This is a genomic window from Pseudarthrobacter sp. RHLT1-30-1, from assembly GCF_059383415.1.
In genome coordinates this window covers 43666-65538 of record NZ_JBWZCG010000007.1, presented here as the reverse complement: position 1 = coordinate 65538, position 21873 = coordinate 43666, and the positions used below count along the sequence as shown (strand labels likewise).

Below are 21873 nucleotides of genomic sequence, written 5' to 3'. Positions count from 1 at the left end.
GGTCGAACCCAGACCCCCCCCTTGCCGGGGCCTCCGCCGCCGTGGTCAGCCGCTGCGGAAGCCGTACAAGTGAATTCGACCCTCAGGTCCCTTTGACGGGGACGGATGGCCTGGCGTGGCTGCCTAGCTTGAGGCTGCCCAGCCGCAGCCCCAGGGCTGCAGCCCGCGCTGTGCGTAAACGCGGTTCGCGATGTCGATCTGCTGGGCCTTGGTGGCCAGGCTGGCGTTCGGGGCGTAGGCGCCGCCGCCGGAACCGAGCCAGGTCCGAATGTCGAACTGCAGTCCGCCGTAGTAGCCGTTGCCGTTGTTGATCGACCAGTTGCCGGTGGACTCGCACTGCGCGATCTTGTCCCACATGGCTTCGTTCATCATGGCCGGGGCGCCGGCGCCGGTGTTGGCTCCGGCGGCCTGGGCTGCCGGTTTCGGCTTTTCCTTGGTGCCAACCGTGACCTTTTCGGTTACCGGCTGGGTGCTGACGGACTGCGACACCAGGGTGCGGGCGGCTTCGCGGCCGTCGACAAGGACCAGCCTGAAGCTCTTGTTGAGCGTGCCGGCCACCCCTGCCTGGGTCACTTTCTTCTCGCCCTTGGCCAGTGCGGCGTCCTCGGTGGTCAGGGTTTCGAAGGCCACGGTCTCGGTCGACTCGGCGGTCTGGCTGGCGTCAACGCGGGAAACCTTGATCACCATGTCGTTGACCACCGGGGCGTTGCCCGGCTGCGAGAGGCGGTCACCGGTACCCAGGGCGATGCCGGCGTCGGAAAGGAGCTGGGCGACGTTGGCGGCCGTCGTGGTGGTCTTGTCGGCCTTGCCGTCAGCGACGATGCTTACGGTCTTCGGCGTCGAGATGGAGACGAAGGAACCGGAAACCGCGAGCTGCGCGTGCTTGGGAACGGAGAGTTCCGAGGCGCCGGCCACGCCGAGTTCCGTCACGAGGCCCTCAACGGTGGGCGCGGTGGTGCTGATGGTGCGCTCCGCGCCGTCCAGGCTGACCGTGACGGCCTTGGCGAGGTTGACGTTGATGACGGAGCCGTCCTGTACATGGGAGTCAGCGGCAGGCGTGACCCGGTCGGAGGACTGGAGTTCAAGGCTGGCGCCCTTCACGACCTGGCCGACGGTACCGCCGAAGGTCTGGACCGAACTCACCTTGCCGTCCACGTTCAGGGTGACTGTCTTGTTGTTGCCGACGAAGGCGACCAGACCCAGCACGAGGGCCACGAGCACCACAAACTGTGTGCCGACCTTGACGAAGCTGAACTTGCCATCCGATGTAAAGAACTTGACCACGATTGCCCGTATCTTTTGGACCATCCGGGCACGGGGAAAAGTGCACAGATCCCTGCCGCAGACAGCCCTGAGGCAGCACCCGCAGGGGCGCGCGATGTCCGCGGCAGCTGGGTGCACTGCCACACTCACAAACGAGAGCGCGCCCATGGTTCGTTGGCCACGATGCGCGCCCTGCAGGAGTGAAATTATCCGAAGGCCTTCCCCGACCCCGGCTAATAGTTTTCCACTGTAACCGGAGCGTTATAAAGCAGCCAACAAATCGTGCATACGGGGTATCTATGCGGCGGGGTCGATTTTTGTCACATCAGTCCCAGGATCCGTACGCCTGCACCGAATTTCCGGCAATCCGGGCACACAGTTCCGAGAGTTCCCATCCAGTCAATTCGGCCATCGCCCGGACGGTATAAGGGACCATGTAGCTGGCGTTCGGACGCCCCCGGTGCGGGTGCGGCGTGAGGAACGGCGCGTCGGTCTCCACGAGGATCCGTTCCGGCTCCGCGATGGCCAGGGCCGCGCGAAGGTTAGCGGCGTTTTTGAAGGTCAGCGTCCCCGCGAAGGACATGTACCAGCCCGCCGCGTTGCAGATCCGGGCCAGCTCCTCCCCGCCGGAGAAACAGTGGAACACCACCTTCTCGGGGGCGCCTTCTTCCCGGAGCACCTGCACGACGTCGTCGTGGGCGTCGCGGTCATGGATTTGCAGCGTCAGCCCAAGGCGTTTGGCAATATCGATGTGGCGCCGGAAGGAATAGCGCTGATGGGCCAGGCCCTCTCCCTCGGTGCGGAAGAAGTCCAGCCCGGTTTCGCCGATGGCCCGGATTCTCGGGTGCGCCGCGAGGGCCTCGATCTCGGCCAGGGCGTCCTCCAGTTCGCCGCGGGCGGCGTAACCGGGGGCGTCATTGGGGTGCAGGGCAACGGCACCCAGCAGCCGCGGATCCTGCTCCACGGCCAGCACGGTGAATCTGGAGGATTCGAGGTCACATCCGACCTGGACGGCGCCCTGGACCCCCACGGACTCGGCGGCGTCGAGGGCGTCGGCGATGCTGACCTTCGGATCCTGGCTGGCGAAATCGAGATGCGTGTGGTTGTCCATTACCGGCACCGGAAGCGGTTCCGGTGCCGGCGGGTAGCCCTGCCGGCCGGTGCCATCAGTGCCGGGCGCGCGGAACGGAACGGGAGTCAGCGGGTTGATCATCTGTCAACCTTAACCGCGGTCCCCCGTCTGCCTGAACCGGAGGCCCGGGATTTAACCTGCCCGCGCCATCTCGTGGCTGCGGCGTGGCCCGCAGCGGAGCCACCGCCCGACGGGCGGCACGTCCCGCTAGCCGGCCTATCGGGCCGGACAGCGCGGCCGGGTGGCGCGGCCGGCAGTCGGGCCAGGTAGCGCGGCCGGACAGCCTGGCCGGGTAGCGCGGCCGGCTGTGTGCGCAGGAATTACCGGGAACTCTCTGTCAGGGCCGGCAGTTGTGTTAGTACTCTGATATCAACACCGGCTGCAGGACAACGGAACGTCGGGAACCCACCAGGGCTGAGAGGCTACCGATGGACTACCACCGCATCTCCCGAGACGACACTCTCCCCCAGGACCAGGGCCTCGGGGAAGATTCCGCCATGGCCGGGCTCCCGGCGACCCGGCGCCCCGCCCAGCCGCCCGCCGCTATGACCGCGGCGGAGTTCCGCTCCGCGAGCGAGCGCATCCTGGCGGCCATCAACACCGTGATCGACGGCAAAGCCGAAGCCGCGAAGCTGGCCCTCACCGTGCTGCTGGCCCAGGGCCATTTGCTCCTCGAGGACGTCCCCGGGGTCGGCAAGACCCTGCTCGCGAAGACTCTGGCCCGGACCATCGACTGTTCGGTGAGCCGAATCCAGTTCACCCCTGATTTGCTCCCCTCCGACGTCACCGGGGTGTCTGTCTACAACCAGGCCTCGAGGACCTTTCAGTTCCGGCCCGGCGCGGTGTTCGCCAACATCGTCATCGGAGACGAAATTAACCGCGCCTCGGCCAAGACACAGTCGGCCCTGCTGGAGTGCATGGAGGAACACCAGGTGACCGTGGATGGCACGTCCTACAAGCTGGACGAGCCCTTTATGGTGGTGGCCACGCAGAACCCGATCGAAATGGAGGGCACGTACCCGCTCCCGGAGGCTCAGCGCGACCGTTTTATGGCGCGGATCTCGATGGGGTATCCGGACAAGGAGGCCGAGATGGAAATGCTGGAGACCCACCAGTCGACGTCGCCGCTAACCAGGATCACCGCCGTCGTCACCGCAGCAGAGGTCGCCGCCATGATCGCCACGGTCCGGCAGGTCTACGTCTCCCAGTCGATCAAGGAATATACGGTGTCGCTGGGCCGGGCGACGCGGGACAGCGGGATGCTGCGGCTCGGCGCCAGCCCCCGGTCGATGCTCCAGCTGCTGCGGGCGGCCAAGGCCACGGCGGCCCTGGAGGGACGGGACTTCGTCCTCCCGGACGACGTCGTCAGCGTGGCTGAATCCGTCCTTGCGCACCGGATCATTCTGGACCGCAAGGCGGCGGGCACCGGCGAAACCGCCCAGAGCGTTATCCGCGGCATCCTGGCCAGGATCCCGGTCAGCCCGGACATGGCCGCGGCACCGGCCGCCACACTGCCGGACCGCCGCTAGGGGTGGCGCGGCCATGGCGCTGACTTCCCGGATCCCGCGGCACCTGTTCACCAGCCGCGGCTGGGGACTGCTGGGCGCCGGAGCGGTTTGCCTGCTGGCGGCCCAGGTGATGGGACGCCGTGATCTGCTGGCGCTCGCCATCCTGCTGTTGGTCCTGCCGCTGCTCTCCCTGACCGGCACCCGCATGCTCAAGCCGAATTTCCAGGTCTACCGCGAGTTCCACCCCGGCAGCGTCGAAACGTCGGCGACGACGACCGTCCGCCTGGCCGTCGCCAGGACCGGAACCGGCTCGGGCCACGCGCTGATGGAGGAGGGCCTGCCCGCCCGGTTCGGGGAATCCCCCGTGTTCCGGTTCCCGGCACGCTCGGCCACCGGCGGGACGAGCCGCTACGAATACCATTTGCGCTCTGCCAAGCGCGGGCAGTTCCTGATCGGGCCGGTCACCGCCGAGTTCAGTGACCCCTTCGGGCTGTCCCTGCACCGCCATGCCATCGACGACGGCGACCTCCTCACCGTGACACCCGCCGCCGTCGAGCTTCCCGCCACCGGGCTGGCCGGCGCCCGGGGGCACGACGGCGTGACCTCCACCCGCATCCGTGCCAACCCGAGCGACGACGAAGTGATGACCCGGGAGTACCGCCACGGCGACCCGATGCGCCGGGTGCACTGGGCGGCGACGGCACGGCACGGGGAGCTGATGGTCCGCCAGGAGGAGTCCGTCACCACTCCGGAGGCGACCATTGTCCTGGACCAGCGGTTCTCGGCCTTCACCCGCGGAGGCTTTGCCGCCGGCGCCAATGCGCGCTCCCTGCACGGCGCCGGCCCGCGCAGGACGGATGACGGCGGAACCGGCCACCGCGGCAGCTCGGGCCCGGACCACGAGCCCCTGACGAGCGACACCTTCGAGTGGGCCGTGACGGCCGCCATGTCCATCGGCACGCATCTCGCCGAGCGGAATTACGCGTTGCGTTTCCTCGATGCCGCCGGCGAGCCGGCGTTCCAGCATTCACCGTCCGCGCCCGAGCCGGACGCTGAAGAGTACGCCGGCGCGGCCGGGCTGCAGTCCGTCGCGGAGAGCCTGGCGGCGATCCAGCTGACCGGGTCACACCAGGGCCGCCGTGACCCGAAGGAGCCCGGGTCCCCCCGGACGCCTGGCCGTCACCCCTCCGTCGGCGAGGCCGGACAGCAGCCGTTTGACGACCGGCTCATGGACAAGCTGGCCGCCCACCGGCTGCGGGGGCCGGTCGTGGCGATCCTCGGCAACCTCACGCCGGCCGAGGCCCGGGCACTGTCCCCGGCTGCCGCTTTTGCCGCCAACGCGTTTGCCCTGGTCATTACGGAGCGGGCCCGGGACCTCGATGATGTGCTCGAGGCGCTGCGGCGCGGAGGCTGGCGGGCGGAGGCAGTCTCCCCCTCAACACCGCTGCCCGCAGCGTGGACGGCGTTCGACGAGGCCGGGACCGCGCCGCTGGCAGCCGCCGCCGACGTGCGGCGCGGGGCGGGGGTCCGGCGATGACGCTGACACCCCAGCGCCGCTCGGGCGTTCACTTAGGCCAGGCCGGTCCGGGCGAGGGTGCTGGCCCAGCCGTTCCTGCCACGGGCCCTGCCCCGGGCGGGCGGAAGGCCCGGGACAAGGCCGGCGCGCAGCCGTGGCTGATGGCGCTCGCGGTGGCGGTCGCCGTCGCCGGCGCGGCACTGAGCCTCAACGGCGTGCTGCGGGGATGGGCGTGGTACTCCCCCGTTCTCTCGACGGTCCTCACGGTGGCCTTCACCATGGCAGGGCTCCGGGCGCTCCGGTGGCGCAGTATCTTCGTGACTGCCGGTGCGTTTGCGGCGCTGGTGCTGATTCTGACCTTCACGTTCTTCCGCCCGCAAAGCATCCTGGGCTTCATTCCCTCCGGGGCCACCATGACGCAGCTGGGCCGGTTCCTGCGGCGGGCCAGTGAGACTGTGCTCGCGGAAAGCGCCCCGGTGGCCCCCAATGCGGGGATCGTCCTGCTGGTCTGCGCTGCCCTCGGGCTGCTGGTGATCCTCGTCGATGCGCTCGCCTATCCGCTGGCCCTGCCGGCGACGAGCGGCCTGGGGATCCTGGCCATCCTCATCGTTCCCGCCATGATCAAACCGCAGAGCGTCGGGGTGCTGGCCTTCGCGGTGGCCACCGCCGGCTACCTCCTGATCCTCGGCTGCAGCCACTGGTTCGCGCCCGATGCGCGGACCGGAGCGGACACCGCACGCAATCCGGGCCAGTTCCGCCGCGGCGCCCTGACGTGTGGCGCGGCCCTGACCCTCACTCTGTTGCTCCAGCTGGTGATCCCGGGATTTGACCAGGGAACCTTCCCGCAGGGCTCGCGGCTGAACCCCTTCGGCCCCGCCACGGGGCTCAACCCGATGATCAGCCTGGGCAACAGCCTGCGCAGCCCCACGGGGGACGGCCGGATCACCTTTGCCACCAACGCCGCCAGCACCCCTTACCTGCGCTCGGTGACCGTGGACAGTTTCAACGGCGACACCTGGGCGCCGGATGACCGCGACGGCACCCGCCGGCTGGGTACGGGCCGGATAGATCCCGGCTTCGAGTCCGCCGCCGCAGAAGTCCGGGTGGTCACCGCGGTCGACACCGGCCAGTTCACCAGCCCCTACCTGCCGGTTCCCTTCGCCCCGGAGGCCGTGAACGGCCTGACCGGCCGATGGAGCTGGGACCCGGCGACGCTAAGCATCAAGGGGGTTGACTCCAACTCCCGAAACCAGCAGTACGTTGTGCTTTCCGTGGCCCCGCAGCTCACTCCGGACCTGCTGGCTCAGGCCGCAGGACCGGTGCAGGGCGTCCCGGAACAGTTCACCCGGACGCCGGACAACGTCCCGGAGATCGTGCGCACCACTGCCGAGGCCGTGACCGCGGGCAGCGCCACCCCGTACGCGCGGGCCATGGCGATCCAGCGGTACCTGCGTTCCATCGAGTTCAGCTATTCGCTGCAGTCACCGGTGCAGGGAGGCTACGACGGCAACGGACTGTCCGTGCTGGCAGACTTCCTGAACCAGAAGAGCGGATACTGCATCCACTTCGCCTCGGCCATGGCCGTCATGGCCCGGCTCGAAGGCATTCCCAGCCGCATCGCCGTTGGCTACGCCCCCGGCCGACCCACCGGCGCCACGGTCTCGATCGGGGGCCAGGGGGCCCTGCCGGAATATGAGGTCGATGCCCGTGACGCCCATGCCTGGCCGGAACTGTATTTTCAGGGCCTGGGCTGGATTCCTTTCGAGCCCACCCCGTCGCGCGGGGTGGTGCCGTCCTACGCCACCGACGCCGTCACATCCGGCGGGGTGAGCACCAACGAAAACAACGATGGCCTCATTCCCAGTACCAGCCCCACCGTGCCGGTCCCCTCCGGTGCGCCGCTGCCGCTGCCGGGCACTGCCGTTCCGGTGGATCCGGCGGGCCGGTTGCTGCCCGTGCTGTCCGGCATCGGCGTCCTGCTGCTGCTCGGGCTGCTGCTGGCGTCACCGCACCTGGCGCGCAGCGCGCTGCGCCGCCGCCGGCTGAATTCCCCGGCCGGCGGGTCCGCTGCCTTGCAGGCCTGGGCGGAATTGCGCGACCTTGCCACCGATTTCGGTGTGGCGCCGCGGTCCAGCGAGACCTCCCGTCACTTCTCCGAACGGCTGCGCCATTCCGGCGCGCTCGGAGAGCCGGGGGGCATGGACGCGGTCGCCCACGGGGCTGTCCGGTCACTGACCGCGGATTTCGAACGGCGGCAATACGGCCGCCCTCCGGCCGGGCCCGAGGACGACGGCGTCGCTGACCGCGACAGCAGTTCCGCCGGCCGGATCGCGGCGGTCCGCAACTCGCTGCGCACCCACGCCGGGCCGGTCAGCCGGTTCCGCGCGGCATGGCTCCCGGCTTCCATCCTGGCCGCCTGGCGGCGTGCCGCCACGGCACCGTTCCGCGCCGCCGCCCGGGCAGCCGGGCGCGCCCGGCACACCCTCGCCGGGGCGCGGGCCAGTGCCCGCGGCGTGCTGCGCCGGCTGCGCCGCGGGCACTGGCTGCGCCGGAGCTGAGGTCAGCCGGCGTACGGGTCCGCGATGCCGATGTACTGCGTGTAGAGGTATTCCTCGATGCCTTCGAGACCGCCCTCCCGGCCCAGGCCGGACTGCTTGACCCCACCAAAGGGTGCCGCTGCGTTGGAGACCACGCCGGCGTTCAGGCCCAGCATGCCGGTTTCCAGTCGTTCTCCCATCCGGATGCCGCGGTTGAGATCCCTGGTGAACACGTAGGCCACCAGACCGTACTCGGTGTTGTTCGCCAGCCGGACCGCCTCGTCCTCGGAGGAGAAGGTGATAATCGGGGCGACCGGTCCGAAGATTTCCTCGGACAGGATCCGGGTGCCCTCGGTGACGCCCTTGAGGATCGTGGGCTGGTAGAAGTAGCCCGGGCCCTCGACGGCGGCGCCGCCGATCACCGCGACCGCACCGGCGGACACGGCATCGGACACCAGCTCGTGGACCTTGTCCCGGCTCTTCGCATCAATCAGCGGGCCGACCTTGGACTCGGCCTCGGTGCCGCGGGCGGTCGTCATGTCCGCCATTTTCGCGGCGAACTTTTCCGCGAATTCGTCCGCGACGGACTCGTGCACAATAAACCGGTTCGCGGCCGTGCAGGCCTCGCCCATGTTACGCAGCTTCGCGAGCATCGCCCCGGCGACGGCGGCATCGACGTCGGCGTCCTCAAACACCACAAACGGGGCGTTGCCGCCCAGTTCCATCGAGGTCCGCAGCACGTTTTCCGAGGCATCGGCGAGCAGCCTGCGGCCGACCTCGGTGGAACCGGTGAAGGAGAGCTTGCGGAGCCGGGAGTCCTTGATCAGCGGACCCGTGGTGGCCCCCGCGGTGGAGGTCGGGATTACGTTCAGGACGCCGGCCGGCAGCCCGGCCTCCATCATCACGGCGGCGAACAGCTGGGAGGTCAGCGGCGTCAGGTTCGCGGACTTCAGCACCATCGTGCAGCCCGCGGCGACGGCGGGGGCGACTTTGCGGGTGGCCATGGCCAGTGGGAAGTTCCACGGCGTGATCAGCAGGCACGGACCCACCGGCTTTTTCGTCACCAGCAGCCGGGACTTCCCGTCCGGGGACACCGAGTAACGGCCGAAAGCGCGGACGGCCTCCTCGGAGAACCAGCGCAGGAACTCCGCGCCGTAGGTGACCTCGCCACGGGCCTCGGCCAACGGTTTGCCCATTTCCAGCGTCATCAGCAACGCGAAATCCTCGGCCCGCCCGGTCACCAGTTCAAACGCCCGGCGCAGGATCTCACCGCGTTCCCGGGCCGGGACCTTCGCCCAGGACTCCTGCGCGGCGGCGGCCGCGTCCAGGGCCGCTGCCCCGTCAACAGGACCGGCGTCGGCGATGCTCAGCAGGACTTTGCCCGTCGAGGGGTCCTCCACGTCGAAGGTCTTGCCGGACGCGGCCGGCCGCCACTGGCCGCCGATCAGCAGGCCGGTGGGAACGGAGGCCAGCAGGGCGCTCTCGCGCTCCGCGGTAACAATGGGCTGGGCAGTTACAGTCACGGTTGACTCCCTCGTCAGCGATGGGGATGGGCAGGATCGGTACAGCGCTGTCCGCGTGACGATGCGAAGGCGCCGGATTTACTGCCACGGTACTGCCGTATTCTCCGGACTGTCTACGCATGTCCGCACTACGTCGAGCGGGGTCTGTTGTGCAGCTGCACAGCAAAGGATGATGGCGTGGCGGTGCCGGCTACCGGGCGGCGAGCACTGCCGAGTAGAGTTCCCGCTTGCTGACCTTGGCGTCCTCCGCCACGGCCGCGACGGCCTCCTTGAGCCGGATTCCCTGCGCCATGAGCGCGTTGACGTCGGCGACGTGGTCTTCCGGCTTGCCCGGCTCCCGTTCCGGGGCGCCGCCCACGACGACGGCGATCTCGCCGCGCACCTCGTTGGCCTCGGCCCATTCCAGCAGCTCGCGGAGGCTGCCGCGGATGACCTCTTCGTAGGTCTTCGTCAGCTCCCGGCAGATGGCGGCGCGCCGGTCGGCGCCGAACCGCTCACGCAGCGCACGGAGCATCGGTTCCAGCCGGTGCGGTGCCTCGAAGAACACCATGGTGCGTCGTTCCGCGTCGAGCTCGGCGAGCCGGGAGGACCGCTCGCCGGCCTTGCGGGGCAGGAAGCCCTCAAAGCAGAACCGGTCGGTCGGCAGGCCGGAGAGCGCGAGCGCGGTGAGGACGGCGGAAGGCCCGGGGGCGGCCGTGACGGTCAACCCGGCGGCCACTGCCCCCTCGACCAGACGGAAGCCGGGGTCCGAGACGGAGGGCATCCCGGCGTCGGTGACCATTACGAGGGTCTTGCCGGCGCGGACCTGGTCCAGGAGTTCACCGGTCTTCGCGGCCTCGTTGTGCTCGTGGTAGCTGATGATGCGGCCGGCCACGGTGATGCCGAGGTTCTGGACCAGGCGGTGCAGCCGGCGGGTGTCCTCGGCGGCGACGATGTCCGCCGTCGTGAGCAGTTCGATCAGCCGGTGGGTGGCGTCCCCGACGTTGCCGATCGGGGTTGCCGCCAGCACGATCCGGCCGGGTCCGCCGCTTGGCGCAGCCGCCGCCGTCCCGGGGCTCTCGCCGGGCCCGGGACCGGTGCCCTCCGCGACGTCGTCCGGCATGCCATCGCTTGGAAGATTCGGGGAAGTGCTGAGTTTAGGGTCCACCTAACCAGCCTACTGCCGGCGCGGCGCGCGGGCAGACGGACCGGGCTTGCGAAGCAGACCGCACACCAGCGAACCGGCAGCCAACCGGGCCGGCCTGGCGGATGGCGTTGCCGATGGTTTCGTCGATGGCGTGGCCTAAGGTTTGGTCGATGGCGTGACCAATCACCTGGTCGCCAGCCTGGCCGACGAGCACAGCCGCAAAAGGTAGCATGGGCAACGTGACGCAGACCCCCGCGCGGCCTGTCGAGGCCGGTTCCCCCGGCCCGGCGCCCGCAGCCACCAGCACCGGACGCAACCTGGCGGGACACCGCTGGGTCAGCCGCCCGGCGGAGGCGTTCACCCCCGAAGCCCTCGCCCGCCGTCTGATCGGCGGCATCCAGAGCTGGCGCGACTATCCACCCTCGCTCCGGCTGTGGTTCTGGCTCATTCCCGTCCTCACCGCGGCGCTGGGCGGAGTCCTCCGCTTCGTCCGGCTGGACACGCCCCACGGCCTGGTGTTCGACGAAACGTACTACGTCAAGGACGGCTACTCGTTTCTGGTCAGCGGCTACGAACGCGCCTGGCCGGACAAGGCCAACGACGCGTTTACCGCCGGCAATCCCGGGGTGCTGCTTCCCGGCCCCGAGTACGTCGTCCACCCCCCGGTCGGGAAGTGGATGATCGCCGGCGGGATGTGGCTCTTCGGTGCGGACAATCCGTTTGGCTGGCGGTTCGGAGCGGCCCTGACCGGCACGCTGTCCATTTTCCTGCTGGCCCTGATCGCCCAGAAGCTGTTCCGCTCCCTGACCCTCGGCGCGGTCGCCGGTCTGCTGCTGGCGGTGGACGGCCACCATCTGGTGATGTCCCGGACCTCCCTGCTCGACATCTTCCTGATGTTCTGGGTCCTGGCCGCGTTCGGCGCCCTGTTGATGGACCGCGACGACGGACGCCGCCGGCTGGCCCGCCGGCTCGGCCGGCGCGCGGCAGCTTCCCCGCACGGACGTCCCGGCCTGCTCCAGCTCGCCTCCGGTCCCTGGCTTGGGATCCGCTGGTGGCGGCTCGCAGCCGGCGTCTGCCTGGGGCTGGCCGTCGGCACAAAGTGGTCCGGACTGTTCTTTCTGGCCGGCTTCGGGCTGCTGACGGTCTTCTGGGACCTGAGCGCACGCCGGATCGCCGGCATCCACGGCTGGATCAGCGGCGGGATCCTCAAGGACGGAATTCCGGCCTTCCTCAGCATCGTTCCGGTCGCCGCCCTGGTGTATGCCGCGACCTGGACCGGCTGGTTCCGCTCCACGGACGCCTACTTCCGGAACTGGGCAGAGACGGTGCCCTCGGCGGACTGGGGCTGGCTGCCGAACGCCGTCCGGTCGCTGGCGCACTACCACCTGGAGGCCTACAAGTTCCACCAGGGACTCAGCTCGGAGCACCCGTACGAGGCCAGTGCCTGGAGCTGGCTGGTGCTCGGCAGGCCGACATCGTTCTTCTACGAATCGCCAAAGCAGGGCAGCCCGGGGTGCGATACGGCCAGCTGCACTACGGCGATCCTCTCCGTCGGGAACCCGCTGATCTGGTGGGCCGCAGCCGCCAGCCTTGGCATCCTGCTCTTCTGGTGGGCCGGACGGCGCGACTGGCGTGCCGGCGCAATCCTTGCCGCCGTGGCCGCCGGTTACCTCCCCTGGTTCCTGTACCCGGAACGCACCATGTTTTTCTTCTACGCCGTGTCCTTCGAGCCCTTCCTCGTGCTGGCCCTCGTGTACTGCCTGGGCCTCGTGCTGGGGCAGCGTTCCGATCCGCTGTGGCGGCGGCGGTCCGGAATTTACCTCGTGGCGCTCTTTGTGGTTACGGCCGTCGTGGTGTCCGCGTTCTTCTATCCGGTCTGGACCGCCGAGATCATTAGCTATCAGGATTGGCGGTTCCGGATGTGGATGCCGTCCTGGATCTAGGGCAGGATTGCAGGGGACGTCCGCCACCATGGCGCGGCCCGGAACGGAGAACGGCTGTGAGAGAAGCAAGCACCGGACTGCTCATCGGGCTCGACCCGGGCAGCAACGTGACGGACCTGCTCCTGGAGCAGCACGCCAAGGATCCCGTGCATGCGATCTACTCCCGGAAAGGCCCGGCCGGCTGGGCTGATGTGCCCGCACAGCTGTTCCTGGACCAGGTCCGGGCGCTCGCCAAGGGCCTGATTGCCGGCGGTATCTCCCCCGGTGAAACGGTCGCGGTCATGTCCGGCACCCGCTACGAGTGGACAGTGGTCGACTTTGCCATCTGGTTCGCCGGCGGAGTCCCGGTCCCCATCTATGAAACGTCCTCAGCCAGCCAGGTCGAATGGATCCTGCAGGACTCGGGGGCCCGGCGCATTTTCGCCGAGAACGAGGCCAAGGCGGCCCTGGTCCAGGAGGTCCTGGACGGCTCCGCTTTGCTCGGCGACGCCGCGCTTCCGGTCGTGCGGATGGATTACGCCGGGGCGGCACCCAACCTCACCAGCCTGGCCGCGGCGGGTGCCGGGGTCGGCGACGCCGAACTGGAACGGCACCGGTCCGCGGCCGGACTGGCGGACGTGGCCTCGCTTGTCTACACCTCGGGCACCACCGGCCGGCCCAAGGGCTGCGAAATCACGCACGGGAACTTCGCCCTGGTCGCCAAAAATGTGGTGCTGTTCCTGCCCGAGATCCTGCTGCAGCCCCGCTCCCGGACCCTGATGTTCCTCCCGCTGGCCCACGTCCTCGCCCGCGCCGTCCAGGTGATCTGCCTGAGCGCCGGGACCACCCTGGGCCACACGGCCAGTGCCAAGGAACTGTTGGAGGACCTGGCCAGCTTCAAGCCCACCTTCCTGCTCGCGGTGCCCCGGATCTTCGAGAAGGTTTACGCTGGCGCCGCCCACAAGGCGGCCCTGACCGGGAAGCGGCGTCTGTTCGAATCCGCCGCCGCAGTGGCCATCGCCTATTCGAAGGACGTCGACGCCGCCTCCCGGGGCGAAGGGACCGGCCCCGGACTGGCCACGCGCACCAAGCACGCCCTCTTCGACCGGCTGCTGTATCCCAAGTTGCGGCAGGCCTTCGGCGGCCAGCTGGGCTACGCGGTCTCCGGGGCGAGCCCGCTGAGCGCCCATGACGCGCACTTCTTCCGCGGCGCCGGGATCCCCGTCCTCGAAGGCTACGGCCTCACCGAAACCACGGCGCCCTGCACGGCCAACACCCCCACCCGGACCAGGGTCGGGACGGTCGGCATCCCTGTCCCCGGCACCACTGTTAGGGTCGCCGAGGACGGCGAGATTCTGGTCAAGGGCATCGGCGTATTCAAGGGGTACCACAACAACGCCGCGGCCAACGCCGGGGCGTTCGTGGACGGGTTCTTCCGCACCGGCGACCTGGGTTCCCTGGACCGGGACGGCTTCCTGACCATCACCGGACGGAAGAAGGACCTGCTCGTCACCGCCGGGGGCAAGAATGTCGCCCCAGGACCGCTCGAGGAAAAGATCCGGGAGCACGAACTCGTGCTGCAGGCTGTGGTGGTCGGCGACGGCAGGCCGTTCGTTTCGGCGCTGATCAACCTGGATCCCGAAGGCCTGGAGAACTGGTGCGGCGCGCACAAGGTTCCCGCGATGAGCCCGGCCGAAGCCGCCAGCCATGAGCTGGTCCGCAAGGCCCTGCAGGGCGCCGTGGACGGTGCCAACGCCCTCGTGTCCCAGGCCGAGTCAATCCGCAGCTTCGTGGTGCTGAACGCCGACTTCTCGGTGGAATCCGGGCATCTGACGCCGTCGCTCAAACTCAAGCGCGCCGCCGTCGTGCGTGACTTCGAGGCGCAGATCAACCGGATCTACGGCTGATCAACGGCTGACGCCGCTAGACCGGACTGGAGTAGCCGCGCGATTCGGTGCCGGCTGACCCGGTCCCGGGCGATCGCGGGTCCGCTGGTGCGGTGTTGTTGGTGTCAGTTGCGGCCGCGTCAGTTGCGCCTGCGTCAGTTGCGGCACCGTCAGCTGTGCCTGTGTGAGTTGCGCCGGGGCCCGCGGACCCGGAGCGCTCTGCGGCGGACGATCGTGGTGCGGGGCCCCCGACAGCGGGATCCGTGTCGGACCCGCCGCCGGCAGCCGCCTCGTTCGCCGTGTTCTCGCGGGCCCGCCGGAAGCGGGAACGCTTGGCCGGAACCGCGTCCGGGGTTTCGTTGGCCGGGACGGCGAGCCCGGCGTCGTCCCCGGCAGGAACAGCGCCGGCGGCTTCGTCGGCCGGGTCAGCTGCCGCGGCGCCGCGTTTCGGCAGCCCGCGCCGCTTGCGCGTCGGCCAGGTCAGAATAAGGGTCAGGAGCGAGGACAGCAGTACCAGGCCGGCGATCACGATCCCGCCGTCGACCCAGAACTGGGCTGGGAAGAGGCGGATCAGGGTGTCCTGCAGCGAGAACGTCCAGGTGCCGCTGGCGAAGAAGACGCTGTGGAACTGGGCGAAGAACCGTTCCCAGCCCAGCACGGCCAGCGCGCCGAGACTCAGGATGATGGTCAGGGCGATGATGGACCCGGCAAACAGTCCCCGCCGCACTCCCCCCGTACTGCGGCGGCGCAGGTAGATGACGGCGGTCAGGCTCAGCAGGATCAGCAGGACGCCCGCGCCGAAGGCGGACAGGATGACGAGCTTGACGTCGGCCATGTGGCTGACCTCGCCGGCCCCGAACAGCTTGTCTCCGTTGCGGTTGACGAGTTCGCCGAGGTACCGCGGTCCGGACCAGTTGCTGAGGTAGTCCACTGCATAGGAACCGTAGGTCATCCGGTCATCGGTGCTGAAACCGTAACCGTCGCCGGGAAATCCGGGGCGGTTGTACTCCACCCAGAGGAACAGGGGGCTGGCGACGGCCCGGACGGCGAGCACCAGCAGGATGACCGGGAAGCACACGGCCAGCAGGACCTGCATCACTCGCGGGGCCACCGGTTTGGCGTTCAGGGCGTGCTCACGCTCGGCGTTCCGGCGCTGCACCTCCTCCTCCGGAGGCCGGAGCTGCAGTGCGGAGGTGGGCAGCGGCTCGCTGTAGTGGGTGCCGGCGTCCCGGGAGGCCGGTTCGACGGCGGCTTCCGCAGCCTTGCGGTCGGCGCGCGACCGGGGTTCGGCACTGCTGCCGGCATGTGGTTCGGCACTGTTGCCGGCATCAGGTTCGGCTGACCAGTCGGACGCCGGGGCGGACTTCTCCGCGGAGCCCGGCCTCATCCAATCGAAGGCGGGTTCCTCGGCGTCGTCGGGCGGATCCAGCTGCGGATCCCGTCGGTTCGGAGGGGTGGGACTTGAGTCAGTCACTGCGGCTTCGCTTCCGTAGGCGTCTGCGCCGCCGGCCTGGGGCCTGGCAACGCTCCATATCTGCTTTCGAGCCTACCGTCAGAGCCTCGGGGTGGGCGAGATGCCACGCTCCAAAGGCACGGAGATACGGCACCGGGGATCAGGACCGGGAATCCGCCGACTGATTTCCGGCCGGTGTCGTGCGGCAGGCGGCCACGGGTCCCAGCCGGCTGGGACGGTCAGCGTTTGGCGTACTGGGCCCAGGGGATGTTCCAGTCGCCGTAGCCCTCGAGCGGTTCCACGGCGGGGGCTCCGGTGTTGAGTGTCTGGACAACGTCCCCGGTTCTCATGTTGTTGAAGAACCAGGCGGCGTCCGCCGGGAGCAGCCCGACGCAGCCGTGCGAGACGTTGACCCGGCCCACCGCACCCCACGCCGATTCCAGCGCCTGGTGGACGTACACTCCGGAGCTGGTCAGGCGGTTGGCGTATTCCACGGTCAGCGGCGGGTAGTAGCCCTTGTCGCCGGGCTTCAGCCCGATGCTGCCGGCGTTGAAGTCGGAGTGGCGTTCCTGCTCCATGATGACGGCGAAGCCGGTGGGCGAGAGCCACTCTTTGTTGCCCAGAGTGACCTTCGCGGTTTTGACCAGCTGGCCGTCGAAGTACACGTTCATGGTCTTGGTGATGTCGTCAACGACGGCGAGGCGCTGAGGTCCGACCTTGAAGGAGACCTTCGTATCGGAGTTGCCGATCATCTTGTTGCCGAAGTCGACCCCGAAAAGTTTCAGGTCCACGGTGATCTCGCTGTTGGAGGCCCAGAAGGCTTCGGGGCGGATCCGGACCCGGCGGTCCGAATACCAGCGCCACGCCACGGCCTGTCCGGACGACGCCGTGACGGTGACGGCTTTCTCCAGGGCCTCCTTGTTCAGTACCGGTTCGCTGAAGACAATCTCGATGGGCTGGCCGGCGCCGACAGTGGTGCCGGTGAGCGGATACACGGCGGCGTCTGCTTCGTTGGCCTTTGCCACGGTGGCGAAGGTCTGGGCTTTTTTGGTCTCGCGTCCGGCCTCATCAAGGATGGTGAAGCTGTACTTGTACCTCGTGTCGAAGTCCAGGGGATCCACGGCCGTCCAGGTCGAGCCGTCAGGGCTCGTGGTGCCCGGGACGGGGTCGCCTCCGGCGGCCGGGACCAGCACAACGTTCTTCACCACGCCGTTGACGGCCTTGACCGAAGGCGGCGCAGCCGGGTTGACCCCCTGGGCGCCGTCGGTCGGGGTCACTCCGAGTTCGACGAGTTTCACGACGGGAGCGGCGAGCCCGGACACGTTCCGCATCGGAGCCGAGGCCTCGGACGGCATTTCGGCTTCGGCCCGGCCTGGCGCCGTGGCGATGCCGATTCCGCCGGCACCGACTGCAGCGCAGAGAGCCAGCACCGCCAGCATCTTCCCGCTTCTCCTACGGCCCTTACGTCGTGGCGGTCGGCCTGCGGGAGCGCCGCCCCGGCCCCCCGTGCCGGGTTCCGTCATCGTGTCGTCCATTTTTCCCCCAAGTGAATGTTCCGCGCGTCGCGGAACTGTCCGCGGCCTAAGCTTAGTTGGCGTACTGCGCCCAGGGGATATTCCAGTCCCCGTAGCCGTCGTCCACTGCGGCGTAATCGCCTTCGGTGTTGACCACCTGGACCACGTCACCGCTCGTCATGTTCTCGAAGACCCATTTCGCCCCGTCCGGCCCCAGGCCAATGCAGCCGTGGGAGAGGTTTGCCCTGCCCAGATACGGCATCGCGGAGTCCGTTGCCTGGTGGATGAACTCCCCGCTCGGGGTCAAACGCGTGGCGTAATTGACATCGAGCTGGCCGTAGTAAGCCGGGTCACCCGGCTTGAGCCCGATCGTGGAGGCGTCCATATGTTCCACACGGTATTTTTCCATGAAGACGAGATACCCGCGGGCGGAGGGAAAGCGGGTGTCGCCCATGGTCGCCGGCCACTGGCCGACCTGCTGGTCGTTGACACTGGCCGTGAAGGTGTGCGCCGCCGCATCCGCGATGGCGACCTTTTTGTCGCCGATGTGGATGGTGACCTTTTTGTTGAAGTTGCCGATCTGCCCGTCACCAAGGTCGACTCCAAAGAGCTGAAGGTCCATGGTGATACTGCTGTTGGCCGTCCAGAAACTTTCAGGACGATACCTGACCATGGTGTCGCTGAACCAGTGGAAGTCGCCGGCCTGCCCGGCGCTGGAGCTGATCTTGATGGCCTTCTCGACGGCCTCCCGGTTCAGGACGGGCTCGCTGAAGGTGATCTGCAGCGGCTGCGCCACGCCGACCTTCATGCTGTCCAGCGGGTAGATGGCCGCGTCGGCTTCGTTGGCGGTGGAGACAGTAGTGAAGCTCCGGGTGGCACTGCTCTCGCGGCCGGCAGCGTCCAGCACTGCGAAGGTGAAGCTGTAGCGGGTGTTGAACTTCAGTGGTGCAGCCGCCGTCCAGCTGGAGGAATCAGCGCTGAGGGTTCCGTCCACGGAGTCACCGGAACCGCTGGTGAGCGCCACCCGGTCGATGCGGCCGTCCCTGGCCTTCAGGATGACGGGTCCGGCCGGGTTGACCTGGATGGAGCCGTCCGCCGGGACGACGTCGAGCTGAACCGGGGGCACCACCGGGAAGGCGAGTCCCGGCGTCGAGCGTTCCGGGGTGGTGGCCTCGGATGCGAACGAGGCGTGGGCCGTTCCGGGGCCCGCTGCGAACACTCCGCCGGCCGCGGCCAGGGCGCAGACCGCCCAGAGCAGGGCGGGTTTGCGGCCGCTGCGCTGGCTTTTCGGGGCGTTCACGATACTCAGGTCCTTTCAGACGTCACCTTGAAATCATAATTCAATTTCAGTGGGGGCCCGCTCCCTGGCCGACCACGGTCAGGTCACAAAGCGGGCCCCGGACCGGAGTCCGGGGCCCTATTCACTGCGGGAACGGCGGGAGCAGCGGCGGACGGGCCGCCGCGTACAGCGGCTCGTGGCGTCGGTCGTTCCTAGTAGCGGTAGTGGTCCGGCTTGTACGGGCCGGAGACCTCGAGGTCCAGGTACTGAGCCTGCTCCTTCGACAGCTCGGTCAGGTCGACGCCCAGGGCGTCGAGGTGCAGCCGGGCAACCTTCTCGTCGAGGATCTTCGGCAGCACGTAGACCTGCTTCTCGTACTCCCGCTCCCCTTCCGGCTGGTCGCGCTTGGTGAAGAGCTCAATCTGCGCGATCGTCTGGTTGGCGAAGGAGTTGCTCATGACGAAGGACGGGTGTCCGGTCGCGTTGCCGAGGTTCAGCAGGCGGCCTTCGGACAGCACGATGATGGACCGGCTGCCCTCACCCGTGGCCGGATCCGCTGCGAAGACCCATTCGTGCACCTGGGGCTTGATCTCGACCTTCTCGATGCCGGCGATCCGGGCCAGTCCGGCCATGTCGATCTCGTTGTCGAAGTGGCCGATGTTGCCCACAATCGCCTTGTCGCGCATCCCGGCCATGTGCTCGGCCATGATGACGTCCTTGTTGCCGGTGGTGGTGATGAAGATGTGGCCTTCACTGAGGACCGACTCCAGCTTCGCGACCTGGTAGCCGTCCATGGCTGCCTGCAGCGCGCAAATGGGGTCGATTTCGGTGACGATGACCCGCGAGCCCTGGCCGCGGAAGGCCTCCGCTGCGCCCTTGCCCACGTCTCCGTAGCCGCAGACGACGGCGACCTTGCCGCCCATCAGGACGTCGGTGGCGCGGTTGATCCCGTCCGGCAGGGAGTGGCGGATGCCGTACTTATTGTCGAACTTGCTCTTGGTGACGGAGTCGTTGACGTTGATGGCCGGGAACAGCAGCTTGCCCTGCTCCGCGAGCTGGTACAGCCGGTGCACGCCGGTGGTGGTTTCCTCGGTGACGCCCAGCAGGCGGGAGCCGATCCGGGTCCACTTCTGCGGATCCGCCTGCAGCGAGGCGCGCAGCACCTCGAGGAAGACCGTGCCTTCCTCGGACTCGTCATCGGAGGTGGCCGGAACCGAGCCCAGGGCCTCGAATTCCACGCCTTTGTGGACCAGCATGGTGGCATCGCCGCCGTCGTCGAGGATCATGTTCGGGCCGAGATCCGGGTTGCTGTCCGCACCGGGCCAGGTCAGGATCTGCTCGGCGGTCCACCAGTATTCCGCCAGCGTCTCGCCCTTCCAGGCGAACACGGGAACACCCTGGGGGTCCTCGACGGTGCCCGTCCCGACCACAACGGCCGCGGCCGCCTCGTCCTGGGTGGAGAAGATGTTGCAGGAGGCCCAGCGGACCTCGGCGCCCAGTGCCGTGAGCGTCTCGATCAGCACCGCGGTCTGCACCGTCATGTGCAGGGAGCCAGCGATCCGGGCGCCCTTGAGCGGCTGGCTGGGGCCAAACTCCTCGCGCAGGGACATCAGTCCGGGCATTTCGTGCTCGGCGAGGCGGATCTGGTGTCGGCCCGCCTCGGCCAGGGAGAGGTCCGCAATCTTGTAGTCGAGAGTCATCAGAATCCTTTGCTGTGGCCGGCGGGCAGGTCCGGGACCCGGTTGCCTGGAACGCCGGTAAACGTGCTTATCGGTGGCTGGAAAGTACTTCGGTGCCGATCGGCGAAGCGATGGGCCGGCAGCCTAGCCGGCGGTGTGCCCGGCGCTGGCACCGTCGGAGTGCTGGCCCGAATCCGGCTCCCCGGCGTCGTGCTGGAAAGCGGGCGCCGCGGCGGCGGCGGGCAGGAGCTCCGGCGGCAGCAGCAGCGGGATACCGTCCTCGATGGGGTAGCGCAGCTTCACGCCGGCGGGGCCGGCCGCGGTGGTGACGAGTTCCTCGCCGTCCTGCACCAGCGGCAAACCGGTCACGGGGCATCTCAGGACAGACAACAGTTCGGGACTGATCTTCGGCATGGTGAACGCTCCCTGGTGGACGCCGCAGCAGGCGCCGGTGGCTTACGGATTTTTTCAGTTCCCAGCCTACCGCCAGTTGCCGCTTAGGACGGTTCGCGCAGGACGCGCAGGTGCCCCCGCCGGGTGCCCTCGGCCGCGGCCGGTGCTGCCAGCGACGGATGGACCCCGCGTTGGCCCTGTCCGGAGTCCGGTGCGGCGGGCCTTACCGCCGCCTCGCGGACAGCGTCGGCAAGGGCGACGAGGTCATCGGGCCCGGGACCAGCGGGGGTGGCCGGCATGGCCAGCCGCAGCACTTCCCAGCCGCGCGGGACGGTCAGGGATCCGGCGTGCTGCTCACATAGGTCGTAACAGTGCGGCTCGGCGTAGGTCGCCAGCGGGCCCAGGACTGCGGTGGAGTCTGCGTAGACGTACGTCAAAGTCGCCACCGCCGAATTGCGGCAGGCTGACCTTGAACAAAGACGAATGGCACCCACGACACCACAGACTACTCCTCCGGGCCGCCCCCCGCTGCCCGACGCGCTGGCGGCGGGTCGCGCGGCCCGTATCGCGTTAACCTTTCGCCGGGTTTAGAGTCGAGTTATGCAGTCACCGCACCTCGATCCGGGTTTTACGGTCCGCTTGGCTGACGCCGATGCCGGACGCGACGACGCCGGTGCCGCTCCGGCCGGTCCCGAACGCGCCGCGGCACCCCGGGGCTTCCGCCAGAGGCGGCGGAACCGTCACGGCCGCGGACTCCGCGGCGAGCTGATGCTGCCCACGCTGCCGGGTTATCGCACCCGCTCGGATCGCTTCGACGATTTTGTGCTGGACTCTGCTGAGCGGCTGCACGATATTTGGGGCAAGACGCTGGACGGCGTCCGGTTCGCCGTCGACGAAATCCCGCCCGGGCTCGAGCAGCTCGTGGCTGACCGCGGTGCCGCCCCAATGGGCTCCTACTCCCCCGCGACGCCGGGCGAGGGACCCGTGATCACGCTGTACCGACGCGTCGTCGAGCAGGCCTGCGGTAGCCGCGAGGAACTCCAGGATCTGGTCCATGACGTTGTGGTCGAATACACGGCCGAGATGCTCGGTGTGCCGCCCGAGTCACTGGACCCGGTCTACCGCCGCCGCTACTAGGGCTG

16 protein-coding genes are annotated in these 21873 nt (G+C 68.7%); 6 read left to right on the top strand and 10 right to left on the bottom strand.

What is annotated here, in order from left to right; translation table 11 throughout:
- Positions 1–123 precede the first annotated feature (123 nt).
- Both AC50YM_RS07410 and AC50YM_RS07405 read right to left on the bottom strand, forming a co-directional pair.
- Positions 124–1308, bottom strand: coding sequence for a resuscitation-promoting factor (locus AC50YM_RS07410; protein WP_494956321.1), 1185 nt, complete (start codon positions 1306–1308; stop codon positions 124–126).
- Positions 1309–1588: 280 nt separating this feature from the next.
- Positions 1589–2476: a TatD family hydrolase gene (locus AC50YM_RS07405; protein WP_494956320.1), complete on the bottom strand. Its 888-nt coding sequence runs from the start codon at positions 2474–2476 to the stop codon at positions 1589–1591.
- A gap of 347 nt (positions 2477–2823) precedes the next feature.
- Between AC50YM_RS07405 and AC50YM_RS07400 the strand changes: the two genes are divergently transcribed.
- Genes AC50YM_RS07400 through AC50YM_RS07390 form a run of 3 tightly spaced genes read left to right on the top strand, consistent with a single transcriptional unit; the run spans position 2824 to position 7977 of the window.
- A complete protein-coding gene (locus AC50YM_RS07400) occupies positions 2824–3924 on the top strand; it encodes an AAA family ATPase (RefSeq protein WP_494956319.1) in 1101 nt (366 codons plus the stop codon).
- A gap of 13 nt (positions 3925–3937) precedes the next feature.
- The gene (locus AC50YM_RS07395; RefSeq protein WP_494956318.1) at positions 3938–5440 is read left to right on the top strand and encodes a DUF58 domain-containing protein; all 1503 of its coding nucleotides are present in this window, start codon (positions 3938–3940) and stop codon (positions 5438–5440) included.
- Positions 5437–7977, top strand: coding sequence for a transglutaminase TgpA family protein (locus AC50YM_RS07390; protein ID WP_494956317.1), 2541 nt, complete (start codon positions 5437–5439; stop codon positions 7975–7977). The genes AC50YM_RS07395 and AC50YM_RS07390 overlap by 4 nt, the downstream gene beginning before the upstream one ends.
- A gap of 2 nt (positions 7978–7979) precedes the next feature.
- Here the strand turns inward: AC50YM_RS07390 and AC50YM_RS07385 are convergent, their stop codons facing one another.
- A complete protein-coding gene (locus AC50YM_RS07385) occupies positions 7980–9479 on the bottom strand; it encodes an NAD-dependent succinate-semialdehyde dehydrogenase (RefSeq protein ID WP_494956316.1) in 1500 nt (499 codons plus the stop codon).
- 190 nt (positions 9480–9669) lie between these two features.
- On the bottom strand, positions 9670–10581 hold the full coding sequence (gene rsmI / locus AC50YM_RS07380) for a 16S rRNA (cytidine(1402)-2'-O)-methyltransferase (protein WP_494956388.1): 912 nt from the start codon (positions 10579–10581) through the stop codon (positions 9670–9672).
- A 254-nt stretch (positions 10582–10835) separates the two neighbouring features.
- Here rsmI and AC50YM_RS07375 point away from each other — a divergent pair, with 254 nt between their 5' ends.
- Positions 10836–12548, top strand: coding sequence for a dolichyl-phosphate-mannose--protein mannosyltransferase (locus AC50YM_RS07375; protein ID WP_494956315.1), 1713 nt, complete (start codon positions 10836–10838; stop codon positions 12546–12548).
- Between the two features lie 56 nt (positions 12549–12604).
- A complete protein-coding gene (locus tag AC50YM_RS07370) occupies positions 12605–14434 on the top strand; it encodes an AMP-dependent synthetase/ligase (RefSeq protein ID WP_494956314.1) in 1830 nt (609 codons plus the stop codon).
- Positions 14435–14450: 16 nt separating this feature from the next.
- Here the strand turns inward: AC50YM_RS07370 and AC50YM_RS07365 are convergent, their stop codons facing one another.
- The 6 genes from AC50YM_RS07365 to AC50YM_RS07340 form a co-directional block, all read right to left on the bottom strand.
- Positions 14451–15887 (bottom strand): TIGR01906 family membrane protein, encoded by a 1437-nt coding sequence (locus AC50YM_RS07365; RefSeq protein ID WP_494956313.1) that lies wholly within the window; start codon positions 15885–15887, stop codon positions 14451–14453.
- Between the two features lie 218 nt (positions 15888–16105).
- A complete protein-coding gene (locus AC50YM_RS07360; protein WP_494956312.1) occupies positions 16106–17305 on the bottom strand; it encodes a L,D-transpeptidase in 1200 nt (399 codons plus the stop codon).
- 148 nt (positions 17306–17453) lie between these two features.
- Positions 17454–18680: a L,D-transpeptidase gene (locus AC50YM_RS07355; RefSeq protein WP_494956311.1), complete on the bottom strand. Its 1227-nt coding sequence runs from the start codon at positions 18678–18680 to the stop codon at positions 17454–17456.
- A gap of 191 nt (positions 18681–18871) precedes the next feature.
- The gene (ahcY, locus tag AC50YM_RS07350) at positions 18872–20359 is read right to left on the bottom strand and encodes an adenosylhomocysteinase (protein ID WP_494956310.1); all 1488 of its coding nucleotides are present in this window, start codon (positions 20357–20359) and stop codon (positions 18872–18874) included.
- A 123-nt stretch (positions 20360–20482) separates the two neighbouring features.
- Positions 20483–20752, bottom strand: a complete 270-nt coding sequence (locus AC50YM_RS07345; RefSeq protein ID WP_494956309.1) for a Trm112 family protein — start codon at positions 20750–20752, stop codon at positions 20483–20485.
- An 83-nt stretch (positions 20753–20835) separates the two neighbouring features.
- A complete protein-coding gene (locus AC50YM_RS07340) occupies positions 20836–21225 on the bottom strand; it encodes a DUF3499 domain-containing protein (RefSeq protein WP_494956308.1) in 390 nt (129 codons plus the stop codon).
- Positions 21226–21331: 106 nt separating this feature from the next.
- On the opposite strand from AC50YM_RS07340, the gene AC50YM_RS07335 reads away from it, so the two are divergent.
- Entirely contained in the window at positions 21332–21868 is a 537-nt protein-coding gene (locus AC50YM_RS07335; RefSeq protein ID WP_494956307.1) for a metallopeptidase family protein, read from the top strand.
- Positions 21869–21873 lie beyond the last annotated feature (5 nt).